The sequence below is a fragment of the Helicobacter pylori SA37A genome (assembly GCF_000476015.1).
GTDB classification, from domain to species: domain Bacteria; phylum Campylobacterota; class Campylobacteria; order Campylobacterales; family Helicobacteraceae; genus Helicobacter; species Helicobacter pylori_DB.
Genome location: NZ_CBOO010000002.1, coordinates 94,931 through 116,993, shown reverse-complemented (window position 1 = coordinate 116,993; position 22,063 = coordinate 94,931). Strand labels below are relative to the sequence as shown.

Here is a 22,063-nt window from a genome sequence, read left to right as displayed (position 1 = left end):
TTATTATAGCGTTTTTAATTGGGCATTTTTAAGTCACTTCAAAAACTCAGCGATGACTTCATTCTCTCTGGGTATAGGGAAAAAGATGTCAGTATTGGGCGAAATGAAAACCCTACTCCCCTCTCTAATCACCACAATAGGAGCGATTTTGCTCTTGTCTCTTAAAATTTGATTGACCACTTGATTGATCCCCATACCGCTTTGCCTCATCAATTGCATTAAAAGATAATCCCCAAAGAAATTGGTGACTCCTTCTTTATTGCCTCTGTTGTTTAAAGCCGAAGTGATCCCAATCAATAGGCCGTTAGTGAGCGTAGAAAGCAGTAACGGCACGCCATAGCGTTGGAAATTCCTTTCAATCAATTCCCCCACCAAGCCGTTATAGCCTTTAATGTCCGCCCCCTTAGCGTTAGTGAGCATGATATTGATGCCATGGGGAGTGATGATTCGACTCCATACAATATCCAAGCGGTATTCGCCCATTTTGTTATTATTGCTGTAATAGCCTATGACTTTAGAACCTTTGGGGATTAAGACGGCCTTGCCCATGTGAGCGAAAATATCGCTTTCCACTTGCGCAATCACTTTACCAGCGATCTGGCTAGAAATGGGCGTGATCAAAAAGGCGGGTATCATTTTGTCAGCTGTAATGGTGCGTAAAAGCTTGTTTTCATTGGTGGCGATGTCTTTTTCTTTAAGGTTAGTGAAACCATCAATGCCATTAGGGTTATCCATGGGGAAAATTAGGTTTTCTTCGTAATTTTTAGGGCCTTGTTTGAAAGGGGTGATGCGAGCGGCTAATAAATCTAATTGCTTTAAAGAAAAATCTTTTTTAGGGGGGGTTGTGTTTGTTTTTAAATCCATGGGAGGGTTAGTAAAAGTTTCTTCTTTGGAATAATTCATTTCTTTGGAGTTTAGGGCTTTTAAAGCGGCTTTTAGCTGTTCTTGTAAGGCTTTGATGGTAGCGTCTTTGGAGCTTTCCGTGTTGGTTGGCTGTGGGTTTTGAGTGAAGGTGTAGTCTTGTAAGGGGTATTTCACCTCATCGTCATTTAAAAGGCTAGGCTGGTTATTTAAGGGGGCTTTTGGCTTTTGATGATAGACTAAAGAAATTGTTGTAATCGTTGCAAAACCCCCCACAAAAACAACCGCCCCCTTAAGCCACTTATTCATCTTTAGCCTTTTTGACAAAACGGATGCACAAATAGTCCTTGCCCAGCCTTAAAGTCCATTTAGTAGAAACGTCTTCAGCGATAATGTAATCGCCCACAATCCTAGTATTCACCGGGTTATCATAGCCATCAACGACCTTATAAATCACCGGGAATTTAGAGAGCGCTAATCTTTTGTCAAATTTGAAATAAGTGAATTGCTTGTCGTTAAAAATTTCTTCAGGCATTAAGGAGAGTTTGGATTTTTTAGAACAAATCCCTAAACAATACCATTTCCTTTGAGAGCTTTTTAGAGCCTTATAGCCTTTTTGAATGTCTTTTTTAACGATTTTCATCGCATTGGTGTTATCGCCAATAGTTATAGTCTCTTCTTCTTTTTCTTTGGTTTTTTCTTTTTCTTCTTTTAAGGGTTTGTTGTTTGTGGGAGCGTTTTCAAGGGTATTTTCTTTATTTTCTTTATTTTCTTTATTTTCTTTATTTTCTTTATTTTCTTTTTGGGGCTTCAAAAAAGCGTTAGAATAATAATTTTTATCTTCTATGAAAACCTGCAAATTAGGGTGTTTGGAGCTGGTGAAAGTGGTAGAAAACACATAGAAAGAAAAAATCTTACCTTCACTATCAATCACGCTGATATTAGAATCCACGCCAATTTGTAAAGGCTTGATAAGCAAAATACGATCGTTACTTTCTAATATTTTCGCATCAAAACCCACCTTATCCCCTAAAACAAAATCGCTAATGGGTTTTGAAAAAAACAATAAGGTCGCCATCGCATAACGCAAGCGGATTTTATAAGTTTGCCCTTGAAAATAGTCAATGTTCAAAGTGTTGGACATTTTGGAGCGGTTTTTGTCAAAAAAGCTCCCTTGAATGGCGTTTAAATCCTGCATGGGGTGGTTTAAATGCGCCGGGGCTGTTTCGTTCGCTTCTTCTAAAAAATCATCGGCTTTTAAAGCGCTAAAAGTCAACAAAAAGCCCATGAGAATCCATAAAACCTTACGCATCAATCGCCCCTGTTAGTCGGCGCGATTTCAGTGATGCTGTAACGGGTGATTTTAAAGCCGGTAGGGTTTTTAGGCATGGAAGCGTAATCAAAATCCGGGGTGTCAAACAAATAGCTCAATACGATTTTATAACGCTTTTCATACACCAGCTTGTTTTCGTTCGTTAGTTTAGCCGCAATGGACACGCTCGCAATGGGGTTATTGTCTTGCTGATAGATCGCAATATTGACGATATGGACTTCTCTTTCCAAATGGCTTTGCGCGTAAATGCTGTTTTGGGCTTTGATCAAATCTTCAAAGCGTTGCCACACTTTAGAGCTGCTTTGCAAGCGCACCAGTTCATAGCGGGACTTATCGTCAATGCGATTAATGCTCTCTCGGTTTAACACATACGCCCCAATGAGCGAACGAGCCAACGCTTCATTACTGGAAATGCTTTTATCCGCTCTTTGGATAATGGCGTAATGCTTGTCCTGGTTTAAAAAATCCACGAAATGGTGTTCGGTTTTTTGTAAGGGCAGGATACTGATTAAAACGATCGCTAAGACAAGCGCGATAAAGCTCATCAAACCTAAAAGCCTGTAAGCGATTTTCAAGCGGTTCCTTTCCAGCCGAAACACGCTTTGCATGTCCAAATCATTCACCGAAAAACCAGAAAGCTTGTTTTCTAAATGCTTTTCTTGGTGGCTTAAAAGCTCTTCTAAATAGATCAATTGCTCGCTGTTGAAAGGCTTTTCTCTCATGCGAGATTTAACCTGTTTTCATACAAGGTGCAAGGGCTTTTCTTCATCTCATGCACCTTACTGGTGCAACCAAACAACACAAGTCCCATGATAACAAAAAAAATTCTCATTAAATTCCCATTTATTTAAATTTCATTTTTTGTATTTATTGTATCCTTTTTAACCTTTTTTTTGCTTGAAATCTGGGATTTTTACATCTAATTGAGTGGTTTCTACCTTAAATGTGGGGGAATGCGTTTCTTTTTCTTTAGAAACGCTTTGACTTGCAGAAGAGGAAATATGAGAAGGAGCGGGCGAGATTGTGGTATATTGTAAAGATTGCAAAGTGCTTTGAGTGAGGTTAGCGCTCAAATTGGTGGCGAGTTTGTAAGTTTCTTTGAGGCTGTTTTGCACCCTAAATAAAGCGTTGATGAAAAAAGGCACGCCTATGATAAAAACGCAACACAAAAATAACGCCACCACCAATAAAAGGCTTAAGTCTTGTTTTTCTTGCATGCTAGCGTCCATTAAGGCCTTAGTAACCGACACGTTCAAAAACCCAACCAACAACAAAAAAGGCTTGTAAAACCCAAGAGCGAAGCATTTTTTTAGGCACATAATTACAACGCTCCTCCAGGTTTTGAAAAACCCAAACGCTAAAAACAGCGCCCCTAAAGAGCACCACACATGCGCTTCCAAATACACTAAAATGATGATCGCAAACAGCACGCTCAAAAAAAGCGCTTGCAAAATGCTTAAAAAAAGCCACACAGATATTTCATTATGGTTCAAATCGCTGATAAAACTAAGGGCATAAAAACCATGATTAAAAATAAAATCTAAAGAAAGCGCGTGGTTAGAAAAGTTACTCAAGCTTTGAGAAAGGCTTTGCGCGATCATGTTAGGCACAATAAAGATAGCGTTTTGAAACAATTCATAAAAGCGCGAAGGGTTTTTCAAAGCGTAGTTAAACAGCGCAAAAAACCCCACAAACCATAACGCTTCTAAAAGCGCGCTAGCGCTGAAAAAATTCTGTTCTTTCAAACTCCTATAAGCAAAGAGCATGAACGCTAAAGCGACCACGCTATTAAACACCAATTGCGCATGCAAGGTGTAGAGGAAAAATTCAGCGAAACGCCCTAAAATCGCCGTGAGAGGCGTGATAAACCAAGAAAGGATGATTTCATAAGCGTCATTTTTCATCAATGTTTCAACGGACTTTAATGTAAAATTCAAAGCCTTTACGCCAGACTAATAATTCAATTTTAGGCGCGCTTAACGCTTCTCTTAAAGCCTTAGGGTTGAATGAAACGCTTTTATGATTCACCCATAAAATCCTATCCCCAAGCTTTAAAAAATCCAAGCCTTTGGGTAAATGAGCGCCTATTTTAGTGATAGTAAAACGCTCGTCTAAAGCGATGCCATAGCGCTCTAAAAAAGTGTCTTTGAGCAAAAACCCCCCATAGCGTTTATTGACTTTGAGCGTTACTTCTTTGATTTGATGGTTTCGTTTGATTTTCACTTTGGCAAGGCTTTGGTATGAAAGATTGCTCACCACCCATTCAAACTCCGCTAACGAGCGGATCTTGTAATCATTGATCGCTAGGATTTCATCGTTTTTTAAAAAAGGGTTTTTAGGGAAAAAGGGATCAAATTGCGCTGCCACTAAACGCTTATGATGTTCTTCTAAACGCACCCCAATATCCCCATAATAAGGCTCTTTTTGGTTTAAAAAGCGCTTGATAAATTTCGTTTCTATAAAGCCATTCCCCCCTACCCCTAGCCCTAACATTTGATAGCAAATATTGCTGATAACGCCATTTTTTTGAGTCTTTTGCGAAATTTGAGCGTAGCGATCATAGCCTTTTTGCTTGAAAAGCAACCGCACTTCTAGGGCTTCTTTATCCCCTATGCTAGCCATTGGCCTTATAAGGGCGTCTTTGTCTAAATCCCTTAACGTATAAACATACTCGCTTGGCGCGCCTTGTAACAAATACAACCCTATAAAAGGATCGGATTTGATGACTTTGGCGTGTTTAGGGTAAGTTTTAGAGTAATACAAATACACGCCTTTAGGCAATTCTTTTAAAGCCACGCCCCCTTTTTGAAGGCTCGCTTTTTTAAAAAACGCCTGACAATGCTTGAAATCATAAGCCCCTAAGCCATTCAAAAAAAACCATAGAACGATAAAGGCTTTGTGAAACATCACAATTTAGCAAAATTCCCCAGCATGTTAAAGGCTAAATTCTTTCGGTTTTCTTCTACGGCTTTATACCCGTCATTCAAAGCACTCATCAAATAGATTTGCATCGCTTCTTTATCTTCCAACAGGCTGTCATCAATTTGCAAATCCACCAACTCCCCCAACCCATTAAAACTCACGCTCACCATTCCCCCACCGCTTTTGGAAGTGTGGATCGTGTCTTTATTCTTTTCTTCTAGTTGGGAAAACTCTTTTTTCATGCCGTCTAACAACCCGCTTAACCCGCCCAATTGACTAAAATCCATCTCTAACCCTTTTCTAAAATTTCATTCTTTTCATTGACTAATACAATGCATGGCTTGTGCGCGTTGATTTCATCTTCATTCATGTTCGCATAAGCTAAAATGATCACCACATCGCCTATGACTACTTTTCTGGCTGCTGCACCATTGACGCAAATTTCGCCCCTTTTTTTCCCTAAAATCACATAGGTGTTGAAGCGTTCGCCGTTATTGACATCCACGATTTCCACTTTCATGCCCTCTCTGAGTTTAGCGAGCTTGGCTAAATCCTCATCTATGGTGATCGAACCCACATAATTGAGATTAGCGTCTGTGATAGTCGCCCTATGGATTTTACTATAAAGCATTTCAAAAGTCATTTTCTTTCACCTTTTGCGCGCGCTTGATTTCTTTTAGAACCAATTGGTTTTTTTCTAGCAAGCAAGCGATCTTACAAGGTTTTTTAAGCGATTGCAAGAGTAGTATATCGCTTAATTTAGTTTTGATTTCATTATGAATGATTTTTTTAATTTCTCTCGCTCCTAAAGTCGTTTGATAGCTTTTTTGTGCGATGAATTTCACAACTTCTTTATGGAATTTTAAGGCTATGTCTTGCTCTAGCGCTAGGGCTTTTAATTTGTCTAATTCCACAGAAACAATGCGTTCAAAATCCTCCAAACTGAGCGCGTTAAACGGCACGATCGCATCAATCCTAGAGCGTAATTCAGGGGTCAAAAGCTCTTTAACGGCTCTATCATACTTGGTGTTTTTAGCGCTAAAAAACCCTAGCGTGTCCTTATCCTTACTCCCCACATTTGAAGTCATAATCAAAATCACATGCTTAAAACTCGCCTGATTGCCTAAATTATCGCTCAAAGTGGCGTTATCCATCACTTGCAACAACAAATCATACACATTAGAATGGGCTTTTTCTATTTCATCTAAAAGCAGCAAACAATGCGGGTGCTTTTTAATCGCATTCACTAACAGCCCCCCTTGCTCAAACCCCACATAACCGCTAGGACTCCCGATGAGTTTTGCCACGCTATGGGCTTCTTTGTATTCGCTCATGTCAAAGCGTTCAAAATGCAAGTTCAAATTCAAGGCCAATTCTTTAGCCAATTCTGTTTTCCCCACCCCACTAGGCCCCACGAATAAAAAGCTCCCCACAGGCTTATTTTTTGCAGAAAGCCCGCAATACTGGATTTTAATCGCATTGCTGACAAGACTGATCGCTTCTGCTTGGGCAAAAATCTTATTTTTAAGCGATTTTTCCAAGTTCCTTAAAAGGGCTTTTTTATCGCTGCTCAAACGCATTTTAGGGATTTTAAGCTTGAGAGCGAGCGTTTCTTTCACGTCATCAACGCCGATTCTTTTGCCCTTTTTGGGGTTGATTTTTTTCCTCGATCCCACCTCATCTAATAATTCAATCGCCTTATCCGGCAAGAATTTATCATGCATGTAATCACTCGTTAAATCCACGCATGCCTTAAACACGCTCTCATCATAACGCACCTGGTGGTGTTCTTCATAAAGGGGAGCGATCTTTTTTAAAATCAAGTAACACGCTTCTTTAGAAGGCTCTTCAACTTTTATGACTGAAAAACGCCTATTAAAAGCCTTGTCTTTTTCAAACACGCTACGGTATTCTTCAAAAGTGGTCGCTCCTAAACATTTCAAGCCCCCATCCGTTAAAACCGGTTTTAATATATTCGCCGCATCCAAGCTCCCAGCGTTACTGCTCCCTGCGCCTAAAAGGGTGTGGATTTCATCAATGAATAAAATGATGTGGCCGTTTTGTTGGATTTCTTTGAGCGTTTTTTTCAAGCGTTTTTCAAAATCCCCTCTGTATTTCGCCCCAGCCACCATTAAAGCTAAATCCAAAGAATAGACTTCATATTCTTGCAAAAACTCCGGCACTTCTTTTTGAGCGATTTTTAAAGCCAAAGCTTCAGCGATGGAGGTTTTCCCTACGCCCGCTTCGCCAATTAAAAGCGGGTTATTCTTTTTTCTACGCCCTAAAATTTCTATCACTCTTAAAATCTCTTCTTCTCTGCCAATGACTGGATCTAAAGCGTTGTCTTGGGCTAAAGCGCTCAAATTTTTAGCGTATTTTTTTAGGGGAGTGTTTTTGGGCGCTTCTTCATTATCATTAATGTCATTAGGAATGCCATGGTTATCCAAATCCAATAAAGCAGGATTAGAATACAAACGAGCGATGCCAAAACTATCCATGAGTTTTGAAGCGTAACAATCGGGGTGATCCAGCATTAAAATAAGCAATTCTTCCACGCCCACGCTCTCAAAACAACTCGCATACATTCTTTTAAGCATTCTTAATAGCACAAAACTCCTAGCAGGCATTTTGGCTGGATCACTCTTTAAAGGCACATATTGCAACAAATAGTCTTTAAGGATTTGTTTTAATTTATCATAGTCATCTCTTTCTAAAGCACCAATAATCTTTTCCCCGCTCTCATGCTCTAAAATGACCAATAGCACATGCTCTGTGGTGCAAAGGGCGTGGTTAAGATCTAGTGCTAAATTTAAAGCTTGGTTTAGAACTTCATTGAGATCTTGATTGAATTTAGCCATTATTTTATCTCTTCTACCAATAATTTTAAAGGGAGATCTAGCTCTCTGGCTTTATCCCTAACCCATGCTGCCCTATGCCTGGCAATATCATAAGGATAGACGCCACAAACCCCACAGCCATCACGATGGATGCTTGATGTGAGGGCTTTGGCCTCTTCTAAAGACTTGTCAAAAAAATCCCTCAAAGCAGAGATGACAAATTCCGCTGTCGTAATGGGGTCATCAACCATGATCACTTGCGCCATGGTGGGGGTGGGTATGTTATACATTTTCATGCCGCTTATCCATGCTACTTGGCGATCACAACAGGGATACTGGATTGTTCAACCAAGCTATTTTGGTGCGAAATGAACAAACGATACAACAAATTGGATTCGCTCGCCCCAATCAATAACAAATCATAATCCTTTGCCATATCCAAGACCACATCAATCAAATCACCGCTTTTTAGAACGCTCTCGCACTCTATATTTTCTTTTTTGAAAGCCTCTTCAAATTGTTTTAACAAAGCCTTAGCTTTTTCTTCTTCTAAGGCTTCTGTTTGGCCATAATCCATCATCCCGCTTTCGCTATAAATAAACACTTCCATGCTCACATGCAATAGGGTAAAACGGACCTCTTTAAGCGAATGGGCTAATTTGACAGCGAATTTAATAGCGTTATAGCATTCTTGCGTGTCGCTAATCCCAAATAAAATATTCATAAGAACCAACCTTAAATGGAGTTTTGATATTATACCAAGATAAACCCTAATTACCGCTGAAAGCTCAAGGATAAAGCGCTATAATATGGCTCAAAAAAGGCATGAAATGCTATTGAATTACGATTTTTTAGAATTGGTTGATGAACCACAAAGAAACAATTCTTTATCTTTGACAGCATCTATTGATAAAGCGTTAGCGGACAGGAAATTAGCTAGACAAAATAAACCTAGAGTAAAGATAAAAGACAACTTATCTTTAAGCGAAACTTTAGACGCTTATGGTAGGGAAGTCTCACGACTTAAAAGAGAACAAAACACAGAGACTATTAAAGGCTCTACAATTGAGAGCGCTAATCTTAATAGCATTGTCAATAAAATCAAAAGCGGACTACCTTTTGGGACTATCTCGGCGTTTAGACCTTTTAAAGACGCTTTTATTAAAGACTTTACTGAAAAGGAACGAGAAAAACTAGTTGAAGCTTATAAGAGCGGTTATAAGGCATCTCAATTAGACAAAGTAGCTAAAAATTGGAATGACGACCCTAACCCCATAGACGCTTCTTATCTTGCTGACGCCTTTTTGAGAGAGTATAGGACTATCGCTCTCAAAATGTCCACAGCATTAGGTAAGTCTTTTGTTAATAAATTCTTAAATCCTAAAAGTGAAACCACAATGAAAGACTTTATGTCTAGCGATAAATTTGTCAAAAAATACCGATACACTCAAAAAGACAATATGAAAAGGACACGACAGCTAAAATCACTATTGGATAGTAAGCGACACTTTTTAGGTTATATTCAAGTGATTGGTTATTGGAAAGAAAACCTAGAAAACGACCTTTTGCCTGATAAAGAGACTAGCTTTTTCGTATTCGCAAACGAACCTAGTAGCACATTTGATTTAGCGAGCTATTTATTGTTGTTAGCGAGACTATTCAATCAAGCGGCGATTTGTTATTGCGACAACGCCAAGACTGATAAGGTGGAATTGGTGAGCGCTTTACCTAATGACTTTGGCGATGTGTGGGAGAAATTCACTGACATCACATTCACTATCCCTTTAACCCAATCTCTCACACGCTTACACAATAAAGTCTATACATTCTTTGAAAAGAAAAATATGGAAAATTATGGCGTTAGCTTTGAGGAGCTTTCTACGACAAAATTAAAAGCAATGGTAATGCCTAAAGACATTGAGGGGTTTAACATTCCTTGTAAAGCCTACATTGAACACCACATTAAAACTTCTATTTATGGTAGTTTAGGAGCGGAACGAAATTATCCTGGTCGCACTTTTGATATGGACAAAGTCCAACAATACGAGCTACAAGCGATTAAAAGACTGGATTTACAAAGATGCGCTAAAAGTAAGAGTTTTAAAGCAAGCTATAACCACAACATTAAAGTCAATAACCTTGCCAACGCTATGCTAAAAGGTAAAAAAGTGAGTAGGACATTGATTGCTAAAGTGCTTGCTAACACCATAGACACCGATGCGGGTTATTGTTTTATATCGCCGACAGATTTAGCGACACAACTCAACAATATCAGTCCTAGACTATCCAAGAGTATTGTTACCGCCATAGAGCAAGCAGAGGGCGTTAGACTAACTTATGCGTTAATTGACAAAGTTACCTATAACTCACTCCACAATATCTTAAGTTTCATTTTTGATATTGATAACCCTTTAAACGACCAAGCGTTTGAGGAATTAGTGGTTGAAGTCCCAAGAGAAGCACTAAAGAATGTGAAGCTACCACAAATTAAAAATGTATTGACAGCTCAAATCTTTGATGGCGCTTACCATTTTAAAAGTTAAACCATGCTCTTTATCAGCGCGACTAACACGAATGCCGGAAAAACCACATGCGCTAGGCTATTAGCAAAATATTGCAACGCTTGTGGCGTTAAAACGATTTTATTAAAGCCCATTGAAACAGGCGTTAATGACGCCATTAACCACTCTAGCGATGTGCATCTATTCTTGCAAGATAACCGCCTTTTAGATCGCTCTTTAACCTTAAAAGACATTTCATTCTATCGTTATCATAAAGCTTCAGCCCCCCTCATCGCCCAACAAGAAGAAGATCCAAACGCCTCCATTGATATAGATCATTTAATCCAACGCCTCCAAAATTTCACCAAAACTTACGATTTAGTCATCGTTGAAGGGGCTGGGGGGTTATGCGTGCCTATCACTTTAGAAGAAAACATGCTGGATTTGGCCCTAAAATTAAAAGCCAAAATGCTTTTGATTAGCCATGATAATTTGGGCTTGATTAATGATTGTTTGCTGAATGACTTTTTATTGAAATCCCACCAACTAGACTATAAAATCGCTATCAATTTGAGGGAAAATAACACCGCTTTTCACAGCATCAGTTTGCCCTATATTGAGCTTTTTAATACACGCTCCAATAACCCCATTGTGATTTTCCAACAAAGCCTGAAAGAATTAATGAGCTTTGCCCTTAAATAAAGTGCAAACAGAACGCACGCTGATAAAAAAGCCCCCTAACAGCAAGGCGTATAAAATCCAACTAAAAATGGGTTTTGACATCTCAGCACTCTCTTTTAAGGGCTTTAAAAAAATCACATTAGGGAACATGTTAAACAAATTGATCCGCCAGCCATAGTATTGCACTTCCACTTGCTGGTTGACTAAACTTTGAGCGAGGGCTGAAATATCAGCTGAATTAAACTTAAAATAAAAAGGGAAGCCAAAGCGCGTGTCTTCGTTACGATAGACGGTCACGCTTTTTTGATCCTTAGGGTCGTAAGTTTGCACAAAATAGACATCTCTAGCGAGGGTTTTTACTTCCTTATTATTGGGCGTGTTTTCATTTTCATTCATTCTTTTGACTTCCACCCCACTAATAACAGCCACGCTATAATGGGGCATGCAATAGCTCACTAAAAGCATGAGCGCTAAAAAGATCGCCGTTAAAATGAACAAAACCACATTACGCACAAATTTTATCAACTTCATTCCTTATGATAGTATTAGCCTAACAATCGCATTCAAACACCATTTAAAAGCTTAAAAAACGCTCTTTCACATGTTTTCAATCATCACGCTAGCGAATTCAGAGCATTTCACTTCTTTAGCCCCATCCATCAAACGAGCGAAATCATAAGTGACTTTCTTGCTCTTAATCGCTTTTTCCATAGCAGAGACGATCAAATCAGCCGCTTCCACCCAACCCATATGCCTTAACATCATTTCTGCACTCAAAATAATAGACCCCGGATTGACTTTATCCAGCCCAGCGTATTTAGGAGCGGTGCCATGGGTGGCTTCAAACATGCCCACCGTGTCATTGAGATTAGCCCCAGGAGCGATACCAATGCCCCCCACCATCGCCGCTAACGCATCAGAGATATAATCCCCGTTCAAATTCATGGTCGCAATGACGCTGTATTCGCTAGGGCGTAAGAGAATTTGTTGCAAGAACGCGTCAGCGATCATGTCTTTAATGATGATTTCTTTACCGGTTTTAGGGTTTTTCAAAGAACACCATGGGCCTTTATCAATGACTTGAGCGTTAAATTCTTTTTGAGCGAGCGCATAGCCCCATTTCATGAACGCCCCTTCGGTGTATTTCATGATATTACCTTTATGCACAAAAGTTACGCTTGGCTTGTCGTTATCAATAGCGTATTCAATCGCTTTCCTAACCAGCCTCTCTGTGCCTTCCTTACTAATGGGTTTTATCCCTACGCCGCTGCTTTCAGGGAAGCGGATTTTTTTAACCTTTAATTCATTTTGTAAAAAATGGATGAGTTTTTTCGCTTCCGCGCTGCCTTCTTGCCATTCAATGCCCGCATAAATGTCTTCAGAATTTTCTCTAAAAATCACCATATCCACTTTTTGTGGTTCTTTAACTGGGCTAGGACTCCCATACCACCTTACCGGTCTCAAGCACACATACAAGTCCATTTTTTGGCGTAACGCTACATTCAAAGATCTAAACCCCTCACCAATAGGCGTGGTCAAAGGCCCTTTAATAGAGACTTTATAATGGTTAATCGCTTCAATAGTGTCCGGTAAGAGCCATTGCTCTTCGGGGCTTAATTCTTTATGATCTTTGAATTTTTGATAGCATTTTTCGCCCACAAACACCTCATACCATGCGATTTTTTTCTCGCCCTTATACGCTTTTTGAACCGCACTATCCACGACTTTAATCATCGCAGGGGTAATATCCGATCCAATGCCATCGCCCTCAATGAAAGGGATAATGGGGTGGTTTGGCACATGCAATTTGTTGTCTTTAATCGTAATTTCTTCGCCCTCTTTAGGCTTTTGTAAAATTTTAGGGTTGTAAGCCATCTCTCAATCCTTTTTATAAAATTTGAGTAACTATACTAGCGCAAAAATACTATATAACCCCTAAAAATCTTTTTTTTGAATGCGTGTTTAAAAGTAGCGGTTGGAAATAACTTGAAAAAACGAAATGTTTTTAAAAAAATATTTAATTTTTTGGCTTATAATTGAATGCTATCATTCTAAAAACTTAAGGAAGTCAAATGTCTGTCACTTTAATCAATAATGAAAATAATGAACGCTATGAATTTGAGACGATTGAATGCACCCGTGGACCTAAAGCGGTGGATTTTTCCAAGCTTTTTGAAACGACTGGGTTTTTTTCTTACGATCCAGGGTATTCTTCTACCGCTGGGTGCCAATCTAAGATCAGCTATATCAACGGCAAAAAAGGCGAATTGTATTACAGAGGGCATAGAATAGAGGATTTAGTCGCCAAATACAAATATGTAGATGTGTGCAAATTGCTTCTCACAGGGGAATTACCCAAAAATCAAGATGAAAGCTTGGAATTTGAACTAGAACTACGCCACAGAAGCTTTGTGCATGAGAGCTTACTCAACATGTTTTCAGCTTTCCCTAGCAACGCCCACCCTATGGCGAAACTCTCTAGCGGTGTGTCTATTTTATCCACCCTTTATTCCACGCACCAAAACATGCACACTGAAGAAGATTACCAGACTATGGCCAGAAGGATTGTCGCTAAAATCCCCACGCTTGCGGCTATTTGCTATCGCAATGAAGTGGGAGCGCCCATTATTTACCCGGACATCGCACGCTCTTATGTGGAAAATATCCTTTTTATGCTGAGAGGGTATCCTTATAGCCGCTTAAAACACACCACTCAAGGCGAAGTAGAAATCACGCCCCTAGAAGTGGAGGCCTTTGATAAAATCCTAACCCTACACGCTGACCATGGGCAAAATGCCTCTTCTACCACGGTAAGGAATGTCGCTAGCACCGGCGTGCATCCTTATGCCGCCATTAGCGCGGGTATTAGCGCTTTGTGGGGGCATTTGCATGGCGGAGCGAATGAAAAAGTGCTTTTACAATTAGAAGAAATCGGCGATGTGAAAAATGTGGATAAATACATCGCGCGAGTGAAAGACAAAAACGACAGCTTCAAACTCATGGGCTTTGGGCATAGGGTGTATAAAAGCTACGATCCGCGCGCTAAAATCTTAAAAGGCTTAAAAGACGAACTGCATAAAAAAGGCGTTAAAATGGACGAACGCTTGAGCGAAATCGCTGCAAAAGTGGAAGAAATCGCCCTAAAAGACGAGTATTTCATTGAAAGGAATCTCTACCCTAATGTGGATTTTTACTCCGGCACCATTTTAAGGGCTTTAAAAATCCCGGTGCGTTTTTTCACGCCGGTTTTTGTCATTGGTAGGACCGTGGGTTGGTGTGCGCAACTTTTAGAGCATATCAAAAGCCCGCAAGCCAGGATCACGCGCCCAAGACAAGTCTATGTAGGGAAATAAAATCTCAAAATGCTTTAGCGTTTTTAGTAAAAAGCTTGCACAAGCGCTAATAAGAAAAGCTTGACGCTAGTCAAGCGATAATTTGATTAAAAAGCGCTCTTCTTAGGGGGATATTTAAGGGGGTTGTAGGGAGAATGATTTCAAATACCCCTTATCCCCTTAAGAAAATAAGCTTTAAAATAAAATTAACCCCCCTTTTTTATAGCTACCCCTATTCAAACAATCTCATTCCTTTTAAAATGACCTTTATTGGTTTAATATTTGTTTAGAAACAACACAAAAACCTTTTTTTTTTTTTTGAAAGGGCAAAACCACCCATTAATGACAAAATCCCATCAATTTATACTATATTAACGAAAGCTTGCGGTATGGCTTTACTTAAAGACACATTTCTGCAAGACTCACCAACGATTTCAATCTTATTTTAAAGGAAAAAGGAGAAAACATGAAGAAAAAATTTCTGTCATTAACCTTAGGTTCGCTTTTAGTTTCCGCTTTAAGCGCTGAAGACAACGGCTTTTTTGTCAGTGTGGGTTATCAAATCGGTGAATCCACCCAAATGGTGAAAAACACCAAAGGCATTCAAGATCTTTCAGACAGCTATGAAAGGTTGAACAATCTTTTAACGAGCTATAGCGTCCTAAACACTCTCATCAAGCAATCCGCAGACCCTGTCGCTATCAATAACACAAGGACTAATTTGAATGCGAGCGCGAAGAATTTAATCAATGACAAAACCAACTCCCCGGCGTATCAAGCGGTGCTTTTGAGCTTGAATGCAGCAGCGGGGTTGTGGCAAGTGATGAGCTATTCGATCAGCGTTTGTGGTCCTGGTAGTAACAAAGATAAAAATGGGGGCGTTCAAACCTTTGAAAATGTGCCAGCAAATGGGGGGACTACCATTACTTGCGATTCGTTTTATGAACCAGGAAAGTGGAGCGGTATATCCACTGAAAACTACGCAAAAATCAATAGAGCTTACCAGATCATTCAAAAGGCTTTTGGGAGCAGTGGGAAAGATATTCCCGCTTTAAGCGACACCAAAGAACTCGCTTTTGAAATTAAAGGGAAGAAAAACGATACTGTCCAGCCAGGAGAAAGATGGAAATTCCCATGGACTAACGGGCAATTTGTTTCAATCAAGTGGGTCAATGGGGAATATAAAGAAACTAAAGAGGACATCAAAGTCTCCAACAACGCTCAAGAGCTTTTAAAACAAGCCAGCACGATTTTAACCACCCTTAATGAGGCATGCCCATGGTTGAGCAATGGCGGTAAAAATTATTGGAAAGATATAGGCGGCGATGGGACAGCGTGCGGATCTTTTAAAAACGAAATCAGCGCGATTCAAGACATGATCAAAAACGCTGCAATAGCCGTAGAGCAATCCAAAATCGTTACCGCAAACGCGCAAAACCAAATCAACCTGGACGCTGGAAAAACATTCAACCCCTACAAGGACGCAACTTTCGCTCAAAGCATGCTCGCTAACGCCAAAGCGCAAGCGGAGATTTTAAACCGCGCCCAACAAGTGGTGAAAGACTTTGAAAGAATCCCTGCAGCCTTTGTGAAAGACTCTTTAGGGGTATGCCATGAAAAGGGTAGCGATGGCAACCTCCGTGGCACGCCATCCGGCACGGTTACTTCTAACACTTGGGGAGCCGGTTGCGCGTATGTGGAACAAAGCGTAACGGCCTTAAAAGACAGTCTCGCTCATTTTGGCAACCAAGCTGATCGAATCAACCATGCACGAGATCTCGCCTACACTTTAGCGAATTTCAGCGGCCAATACCAAAAGCTAGGGGAACATTATGACAGCATCACGGCCGCTGTCTCAAGATTGCCTGACGCTCAATCTTTGCAAAATGTGGTGAGCAAAAAAAACAACCCTTATAGCCCGCAAGGCATACAAGATAACTACTACATTGACTCCAACATCCACTCTCAAGTGCAATCCAGGAGTCAAGAGCTCGGCAGTAACCCTTTCAGACGCGCTGGTCTAATCGCCGCTTCTACCACCAACAACGGCGCGATGAATGGGATCGGCTTTCAAGCGGGCTACAAGCAATTTTTTGGGGAAAAGAAATGGTGGGGCTTAAGGTATTATGGCTTTGTGGATTACAACCACACCTATAATAAATCCCAATTTTTCAACGCCTCTTCTGATGTGTGGACTTATGGCGTGGGGAGCGATTTGTTAGTGAATTTCATCAACGATAAAGCCACTAAACACAATAAAATTTCTTTTGGCGCGTTTGGCGGTATTGCGTTAGCTGGCACTTCATGGCTTAATTCTCAGTATGTGAATTTAGCGAATGTGAACAATTACTATAAAGCTAAAATCAACACGGCGAATTTCCAATTCTTATTCAATCTGGGCTTAAGGACCAACCTCGCCAGGAATAAGAAAAGAGGCAGTGAACACAGCGCTCAACATGGCATGGAATTAGGCGTGAAGATCCCCACGATCAACACGAATTACTATTCTTTGCTAGGCACTACCTTGCAATACAGAAGGCTTTATAGCGTGTATCTCAACTATGTGTTTGCTTACTAAAAGCTAAACCCCTTTTTAAACCCTCTTTTTAGGGGGTTTAATCCACTTCTTTTAACTGACTTTTCTTTTAGCTTTTTTTAATTTTTTCCACCAAACAAAGTTTTTTGACTTCAAGCGTTAATCACAAAAAATACTCAAAGGCGTTTTTTACAATCTAAATAAAAATTAGCGTTATTCAAGCGATCATTTTAAACCACCCAAGCAAGAAACCCCAAACATCTTTAGCGTTCGCGCGTTCCACTAACCAAAAAACGCCCCAAAAGTCAAGGACAAACCCGATCAAAAAGGAAACCCCTAAGCTTTTTAGGCTTAGGGGAACGCTCTTAGAAATTAGCGTTTCATCAAAAACACTACCTTAAACCAAGAAAAAGAAATTTCAAGGTATAATAGTTTCCAAGAGCGTTTGCCACTTTTACGCTTCATGGCATGCTCCTTATTTGGATTTGCCCCATATCCTAACTATGGGGCGTGATGAAATCCTACAACAAACGCGCTTTAAAGCTCTTAAATGCAACCACCCTAAAAAAAGTGCTTTCCACTTTAAAATAAACCATAAAATCCCCATACCTACGATATAATCCTAAGATTGATTGATCTTAAGGGGCGTGTTTGGCATCATTATTCCATCTGAAGTTTTTAAAACCCCTGAGTTGTCTGCAAGCCGGTTTGCTTTATAGCCTTATTTTTGGCGTTTTATACCATTTCCCTTTGTTCGCTTATGTTTATAAAGAAAGCAACCAGGTTAGTTTTATCGCCATGATGGTTGTGGTGCTTTTTTGCGTTAATGGTGCTCTTTTTTTGGCGTTAGGCTTGATCTCTGCTTCTTTAATGCGCTTAAGCGCGGTTGTTTTTAGTTGGCTCAATTCCATCGCTTTCTATTTCATTAGCGCTTATAAGGTGTTTTTAAATAAGAGCATGATGGGTAATGTCTTAAACACCAACACGCATGAAGTTTTAGGCTTTTTGAGCGTTAAATTATTCGTTTTTATCGTTGTTTTTGGGGTGTTACCCGGCTATATCATTTATAAAATCCCTCTTAAAAATTCTTCTAAAAAAGCGCCCTTTTTAGCGATCTTGGCGTTAGTGTTTATTTTTATCGCTAGCGCTTTAGCTAACGCTAAAAATTGGCTGTGGTTTGATAAGCATGCGAAATTCATAGGGGGCTTAATTTTGCCCTTCGCTTATAGTGTGAACGCTTTTAGAGTGAGCGCTCTCAAATTTTTCGCCCCCACTATCAAGCCGCTCCCTCTCTTTTCGCCCAACCATTCTCATTCGTTTGTGGTGCTAGTCATTGGCGAAAGCGCTAGGAAACATAATTACGCCCTTTATGGCTATCAAAAACCCACCACCCCAAGATTAAGCAAACGCTTAGAAAATCACGAACTCACTCTTTTTAACGCCACTTCTTGCACCACTTACACGACAGCGAGTTTGGAATGCATTTTAGATTCTTCTTTTAAAAACAGCTTGGGCGTTTATGAAAACTTGCCCACTTACTTGACTAAAGCCGGTATCAAAGTCTTTTGGTATAGCGCGAATGACGGCGAAAAGAACGTTAAGGTTACCAGCTATCGTAAAAACTACGAATTGATTCAAAAATGCCCCAATTGCGAAGCGATCGCTCCTTATGATGAATCCTTACTCTATAATTTGCCTGACCTTTTAAAAGAACACTCTAACGAAAACGTCTTACTCATCTTGCACCTTGCCGGCTCGCATGGCCCAAACTATGACAACAAAGTGCCTTTAAATTTTAGGGTGTTTAAACCCTATTGCTCAAGTGCTGATCTGTCTTCTTGCTCCAAAGAAAGCCTGATTAACGCCTATGACAACACCATTTTTTACAACGACTATCTGTTAGACAAAATCATTAGCATGCTTGAAAAAGCCAAGCAGCCCGCTTTAATGATTTATTTAAGCGATCATGGCGAAAGTTTGGGCGAAGAAGCGTTCTATTTGCATGGCATTCCTAAAAGCATCGCCCCCAAAGAGCAATACGAGATCCCCTTTATTCTTTATGCCAATGATTATTTTAAAGAAAAGCATTCCATTATCCAAACCCAAACCCCCATTAATCAAAATGTGATTTTCCATAGCGTTTTAGGGGTGTTTGAAGATTTTAAAAACCCTAGCGCTGTTTATCGCCCTTCTTTAGATCTGCTCAAACACAAAAAAGAGTAAAATAACACGCATGAAAAAATTCTTATTTAAACAAAAATTTTGTGAAAGCCTGCCGAAAAGCTTTTCTAAAACTTTGTTAGCGCTCAGTTTGGGCTTGATTTTATCAGGCATTTTTGCGCCCTTCCCTAAAGTCCCTAAACAGCCTAGCGTGCCTTTAGTGTTTCATCTCACCGAGCATTATGTGCGCTTTATCCCTACGATTTTATCTGTGGCGATTCCTTTAATTCAAAGAGATGCGATAGGGCTTTTTCAAGTCGCTAACGCTTCTATCGCTACAACTTTTCTCACGCACACTGCTAAAAGAGCCTTAAACCATGTAACGATCAACGATCAGCGTTTGGGCGAGCGCCCTTATGGAGGTAATTTCAACATGCCAAGCGGGCATTCGTCTATGGTGGGTTTGGCGGTGGCGTTTTTAATGCGCCGCTATTCTTTTAAAAAATACTTTTGGCTCTTACCCCTAGTCCCTTTAACCATGCTCGCTCGCATTTATTTAGACATGCACACCATTGGTGCGGTGTTGGCCGGGCTTGGCGTTGGAATGTTGTGCGTAAGCCTTTTTACAAGCCCCAAAAAGCCTTAATCAAAAACCTTAATTTCTGTTTTTATAATCTTCATAAGAAAAGTTTTTAAGGATTTTAAACCCTTGTTGATCCAGTTTAGCCAGGCTTGGGAGCGGCACGCCGTTAAACGAGTTGTTTTTGACAATCGTATAATGGAGCATGTCTTGAAACACGATTTTATCGCCCCTTTTTAAAGGCGTATCAAAGCTAAAGCTCCCCATAAAATCCCCCGCTAAACAAGTAGGGCCGCCTAAAAAATAAGAAAACGCCCCTTGATTTTCGCCCTTTTCAACTTCAATAATTTCTTCATCGTTTTCTATGGAAATTTTAAGGATACTAGGGCGATAAGGCATTTCTAAGCAATCGGGCATGTGAGCGCTAAAAGAAGCGTCTAAAATCGCAATTTCTTGATCGTTTTGAACGATGTCTATCACGCTTGCGATTAAAAACCCGCATTGCCACCCTATGGCTTCCCCAGGCTCTAAAACCACTTCTATATCATGATAACGCTCTTTAAAATCCTTAATCGTTTGGATGAGTAAATTCACATCATAATCGCTCCTAGTGATATGATGCCCCCCACCAAAATTCACCCACGCCATGTTTTCTAAATAAGGCTTGAAATGCCTTTCTACATGCTCTAAAGTCCGGCACAAAGCGTCGGCGTTTTGCTCGCAATGCGTATGGAAATGCAACCCACTCACCCCCTCTAAGCCATGCTCTTTCACCCCCTTTTCAAATCCGCTAGGCGTAATCCCTAACCGGCTCATTTTAGAGCATGGGTTATAGATCGCTGGGGTTACTTCGCTATAAAGAGGGTTTATTCTTAAACCCATTTTAATAGGGCTTAAGCCCAAGTTTTCTAATTGCTTGTTTTTGTCTAAAATCCTGTCTTTATAGGTGGCGTATTGGTGAAAAGAGTTGAAAATAATGCTTGTCGCTAGGGGTAAAATCGCGCTCATTTCAGCCTCTTTGAAAGCCGGGCTATAAACGCAAATTTCTTTGTGGCTCTCTCGCCCCCCAAATTCTTCAAAAGCGAGCTTAGCCTCATAAAGACCGCTCGCGCAACACCCGTTCAATTTTTGCCTCAAAATCCCAAACTCACGCCAAAACGCATACCCCTTTAAAGCGAGCAAAACCTTTGCCCCGCTTTGTTGGCGCACGATTTCTAAAATCTTAGCGTTTTTTTCTAAGCGTTCGCTCTCTAGCACATAGCAAGGGGTGGGGATAACGCTGTATTTTTTCATGCTAATTCCAAAAATTGCTTAACCACTCGCTGGATGTCTTTGGGGTTAGACTTGGAGATGAAATCATCGGCCTTCAAGCTCCTGGCCATGTCTTCATTAGAGCTGCCGCTCATAGAAGAATTGACCACGATAGGGATTTTTGAAGTCAAAGGATCGTTTTTAACCTGTTTGATCACTTCAAAACCGCTCGCTTCTGGCATTTCTAAATCGGTGATGATAAGGCCAATATTACTCACATCGGTTGTGGGGTTGAATAAATGCTCTAATAAGGTTTTACCATTGATAAAATCTATATGCTTGACGCCCAGCTTGTCTAAAATCATTTGCATGGTTTTTAAAACGCTTGGGGAGTCATCAGCGAGCAAAACGCATTGGTTAGAATGGATTTTAGAAAGCGTCTCTAAATCGCTGTGTTTTTCATCTTCAATCCAAGGGAACACATCTATAAGCATTTTTTCAATATCCACCACTTGCACCAAGCGCCCGTCAAAATAGCGCGTGCGGCTCACGAGTTTGTTATTGCCTGCAGATCCCCCTAACCCAGCGCTTTGCTCCATTTCAGTCCATTTCTTGCTCAAAATCCTATCCGCTTCATAGATCCTAACCCCTATGGTCCAGCGAGAAAACTCACAAATCATAACAATATCGTCTTCGCCTTTTTCTTTTTCTATCCTATAAGGGCGTAAATCCTTGCTCTTGTTTTGGCTGTCATAATAAAACCATTTTTTCATATCAATCAAAGGAATGGTGAGCTCTCTTATAATGATCAAGCCCTCAACGAGCGAATTGTTTTCGTGGCTGATGATAGTGAGATTGCCATGGTATTTCACCACTTCACGGATCTTAAAGACATTGACCGCATACAAATCCTTGTTTTTACCCAGCCTGAAACACAACAATTGCAACTCGTTATTTTTATGCAAACTCGTAACTTGATCAATGCCCGCTAAACTATCAGCCATGACTTCCCCTTAATTTAGGTTTTCGTATCGTTTTATAATTATATCGTGTTTGTGTTTAATGCCAA

20 protein-coding genes and 1 pseudogene are annotated in these 22,063 nt (G+C 40.2%); 6 read left to right on the top strand and 15 right to left on the bottom strand.

Annotated elements, in window-relative coordinates:
* Positions 1-33 precede the first annotated feature (33 nt).
* The 11 genes and pseudogenes from QT76_RS01640 to QT76_RS01590 all read right to left on the bottom strand — a co-directional run bounded on the left by QT76_RS01640 (position 34) and on the right by QT76_RS01590 (position 8,677).
* Positions 34-1,170, bottom strand: coding sequence for a DNA type IV secretion system protein ComB10 (locus QT76_RS01640; protein WP_033616315.1), 1,137 nt, complete (start codon positions 1,168-1,170; stop codon positions 34-36).
* Entirely contained in the window at positions 1,163-2,173 is a 1,011-nt protein-coding gene (locus tag QT76_RS01635; RefSeq protein ID WP_033616314.1) for a TrbG/VirB9 family P-type conjugative transfer protein, read from the bottom strand. Before QT76_RS01635 ends, QT76_RS01640 begins: the two co-directional genes overlap by 8 nt.
* Positions 2,173-2,916, bottom strand: a complete 744-nt coding sequence (locus tag QT76_RS01630; RefSeq protein WP_033616313.1) for a VirB8 family type IV secretion system protein — start codon at positions 2,914-2,916, stop codon at positions 2,173-2,175. Before QT76_RS01630 ends, QT76_RS01635 begins: the two co-directional genes overlap by 1 nt.
* A complete protein-coding gene (locus tag QT76_RS01625; protein WP_001217877.1) occupies positions 2,913-3,026 on the bottom strand; it encodes a hypothetical protein in 114 nt (37 codons plus the stop codon). Before QT76_RS01625 ends, QT76_RS01630 begins: the two co-directional genes overlap by 4 nt.
* A gap of 15 nt (positions 3,027-3,041) precedes the next feature.
* Positions 3,042-4,098 (bottom strand): annotated as a pseudogene (locus QT76_RS01620) (type IV secretion system protein).
* A 7-nt stretch (positions 4,099-4,105) separates the two neighbouring features.
* On the bottom strand, positions 4,106-5,101 hold the full coding sequence (locus QT76_RS01615) for a PDZ domain-containing protein (RefSeq protein ID WP_033616312.1): 996 nt from the start codon (positions 5,099-5,101) through the stop codon (positions 4,106-4,108).
* Positions 5,101-5,403 (bottom strand): YbaB/EbfC family nucleoid-associated protein, encoded by a 303-nt coding sequence (locus tag QT76_RS01610; RefSeq protein ID WP_000347926.1) that lies wholly within the window; start codon positions 5,401-5,403, stop codon positions 5,101-5,103. The genes QT76_RS01615 and QT76_RS01610 overlap by 1 nt, the downstream gene beginning before the upstream one ends.
* A gap of 2 nt (positions 5,404-5,405) precedes the next feature.
* The gene (gene panD / locus QT76_RS01605) at positions 5,406-5,759 is read right to left on the bottom strand and encodes an aspartate 1-decarboxylase (RefSeq protein ID WP_033616311.1); all 354 of its coding nucleotides are present in this window, start codon (positions 5,757-5,759) and stop codon (positions 5,406-5,408) included.
* Positions 5,749-7,974, bottom strand: coding sequence for an AAA family ATPase (locus QT76_RS01600; protein WP_033616310.1), 2,226 nt, complete (start codon positions 7,972-7,974; stop codon positions 5,749-5,751). The genes panD and QT76_RS01600 overlap by 11 nt, the downstream gene beginning before the upstream one ends.
* Positions 7,974-8,249, bottom strand: a complete 276-nt coding sequence (locus QT76_RS01595) for an ATP-dependent Clp protease adaptor ClpS (protein ID WP_000784903.1) — start codon at positions 8,247-8,249, stop codon at positions 7,974-7,976. Before QT76_RS01595 ends, QT76_RS01600 begins: the two co-directional genes overlap by 1 nt.
* Positions 8,250-8,263: 14 nt before the next feature.
* Positions 8,264-8,677 (bottom strand): universal stress protein, encoded by a 414-nt coding sequence (locus tag QT76_RS01590; RefSeq protein ID WP_001023012.1) that lies wholly within the window; start codon positions 8,675-8,677, stop codon positions 8,264-8,266.
* 106 nt (positions 8,678-8,783) lie between these two features.
* Between QT76_RS01590 and QT76_RS01585 the strand changes: the two genes are divergently transcribed.
* Together QT76_RS01585 and bioD are read left to right on the top strand one after the other, a co-directional pair.
* A complete protein-coding gene (locus QT76_RS01585; RefSeq protein ID WP_033616385.1) occupies positions 8,784-10,496 on the top strand; it encodes a hypothetical protein in 1,713 nt (570 codons plus the stop codon).
* Between the two features lie 3 nt (positions 10,497-10,499).
* Complete coding sequence (gene bioD / locus QT76_RS01580) at positions 10,500-11,156, top strand: dethiobiotin synthase (protein ID WP_033616309.1); 657 nt, start codon at positions 10,500-10,502, stop codon at positions 11,154-11,156.
* On the opposite strand, the gene QT76_RS01575 is transcribed toward bioD, so the two are convergent.
* Both QT76_RS01575 and icd read right to left on the bottom strand, forming a co-directional pair.
* Complete coding sequence (locus tag QT76_RS01575) at positions 11,133-11,660, bottom strand: DUF1523 family protein (RefSeq protein ID WP_033616308.1); 528 nt, start codon at positions 11,658-11,660, stop codon at positions 11,133-11,135. The genes bioD and QT76_RS01575 overlap by 24 nt on opposite strands.
* A 72-nt stretch (positions 11,661-11,732) precedes the next feature.
* Entirely contained in the window at positions 11,733-13,010 is a 1,278-nt protein-coding gene (gene icd / locus QT76_RS01570) for an isocitrate dehydrogenase (NADP(+)) (protein ID WP_000323973.1), read from the bottom strand.
* 197 nt (positions 13,011-13,207) lie between these two features.
* Between icd and QT76_RS01565 the strand changes: the two genes are divergently transcribed.
* The 4 genes from QT76_RS01565 to lpxE all read left to right on the top strand — a co-directional run bounded on the left by QT76_RS01565 (position 13,208) and on the right by lpxE (position 19,809).
* Positions 13,208-14,488, top strand: coding sequence for a citrate synthase (locus QT76_RS01565; protein ID WP_033616307.1), 1,281 nt, complete (start codon positions 13,208-13,210; stop codon positions 14,486-14,488).
* Positions 14,489-14,933: 445 nt separating this feature from the next.
* Positions 14,934-17,045 carry a SabA family sialic acid-binding adhesin gene (locus QT76_RS01560; RefSeq protein WP_033616306.1) on the top strand — a complete coding sequence of 704 codons (2,112 nt, stop codon included), beginning with the start codon at positions 14,934-14,936 and terminating at the stop codon, positions 17,043-17,045.
* Positions 17,046-17,654: 609 nt separating this feature from the next.
* Positions 17,655-19,226 carry a phosphoethanolamine--lipid A transferase EptA gene (eptA, locus tag QT76_RS01545; protein ID WP_033616305.1) on the top strand — a complete coding sequence of 524 codons (1,572 nt, stop codon included), beginning with the start codon at positions 17,655-17,657 and terminating at the stop codon, positions 19,224-19,226.
* Between the two features lie 49 nt (positions 19,227-19,275).
* Positions 19,276-19,809 (top strand): lipid A 1-phosphatase LpxE, encoded by a 534-nt coding sequence (gene lpxE, locus QT76_RS01540; protein ID WP_229303877.1) that lies wholly within the window; start codon positions 19,276-19,278, stop codon positions 19,807-19,809.
* 9 nt (positions 19,810-19,818) lie between these two features.
* Here the strand turns inward: lpxE and nspC are convergent, their stop codons facing one another.
* Positions 19,819-21,036, bottom strand: coding sequence for a carboxynorspermidine decarboxylase (nspC, locus tag QT76_RS01535; protein ID WP_033616302.1), 1,218 nt, complete (start codon positions 21,034-21,036; stop codon positions 19,819-19,821).
* A complete protein-coding gene (gene cheV1 / locus QT76_RS01530; protein ID WP_033616301.1) occupies positions 21,033-21,998 on the bottom strand; it encodes a chemotaxis protein CheV1 in 966 nt (321 codons plus the stop codon). Before cheV1 ends, nspC begins: the two co-directional genes overlap by 4 nt.
* Between the last annotated feature and the right edge of the window lie 65 nt (positions 21,999-22,063).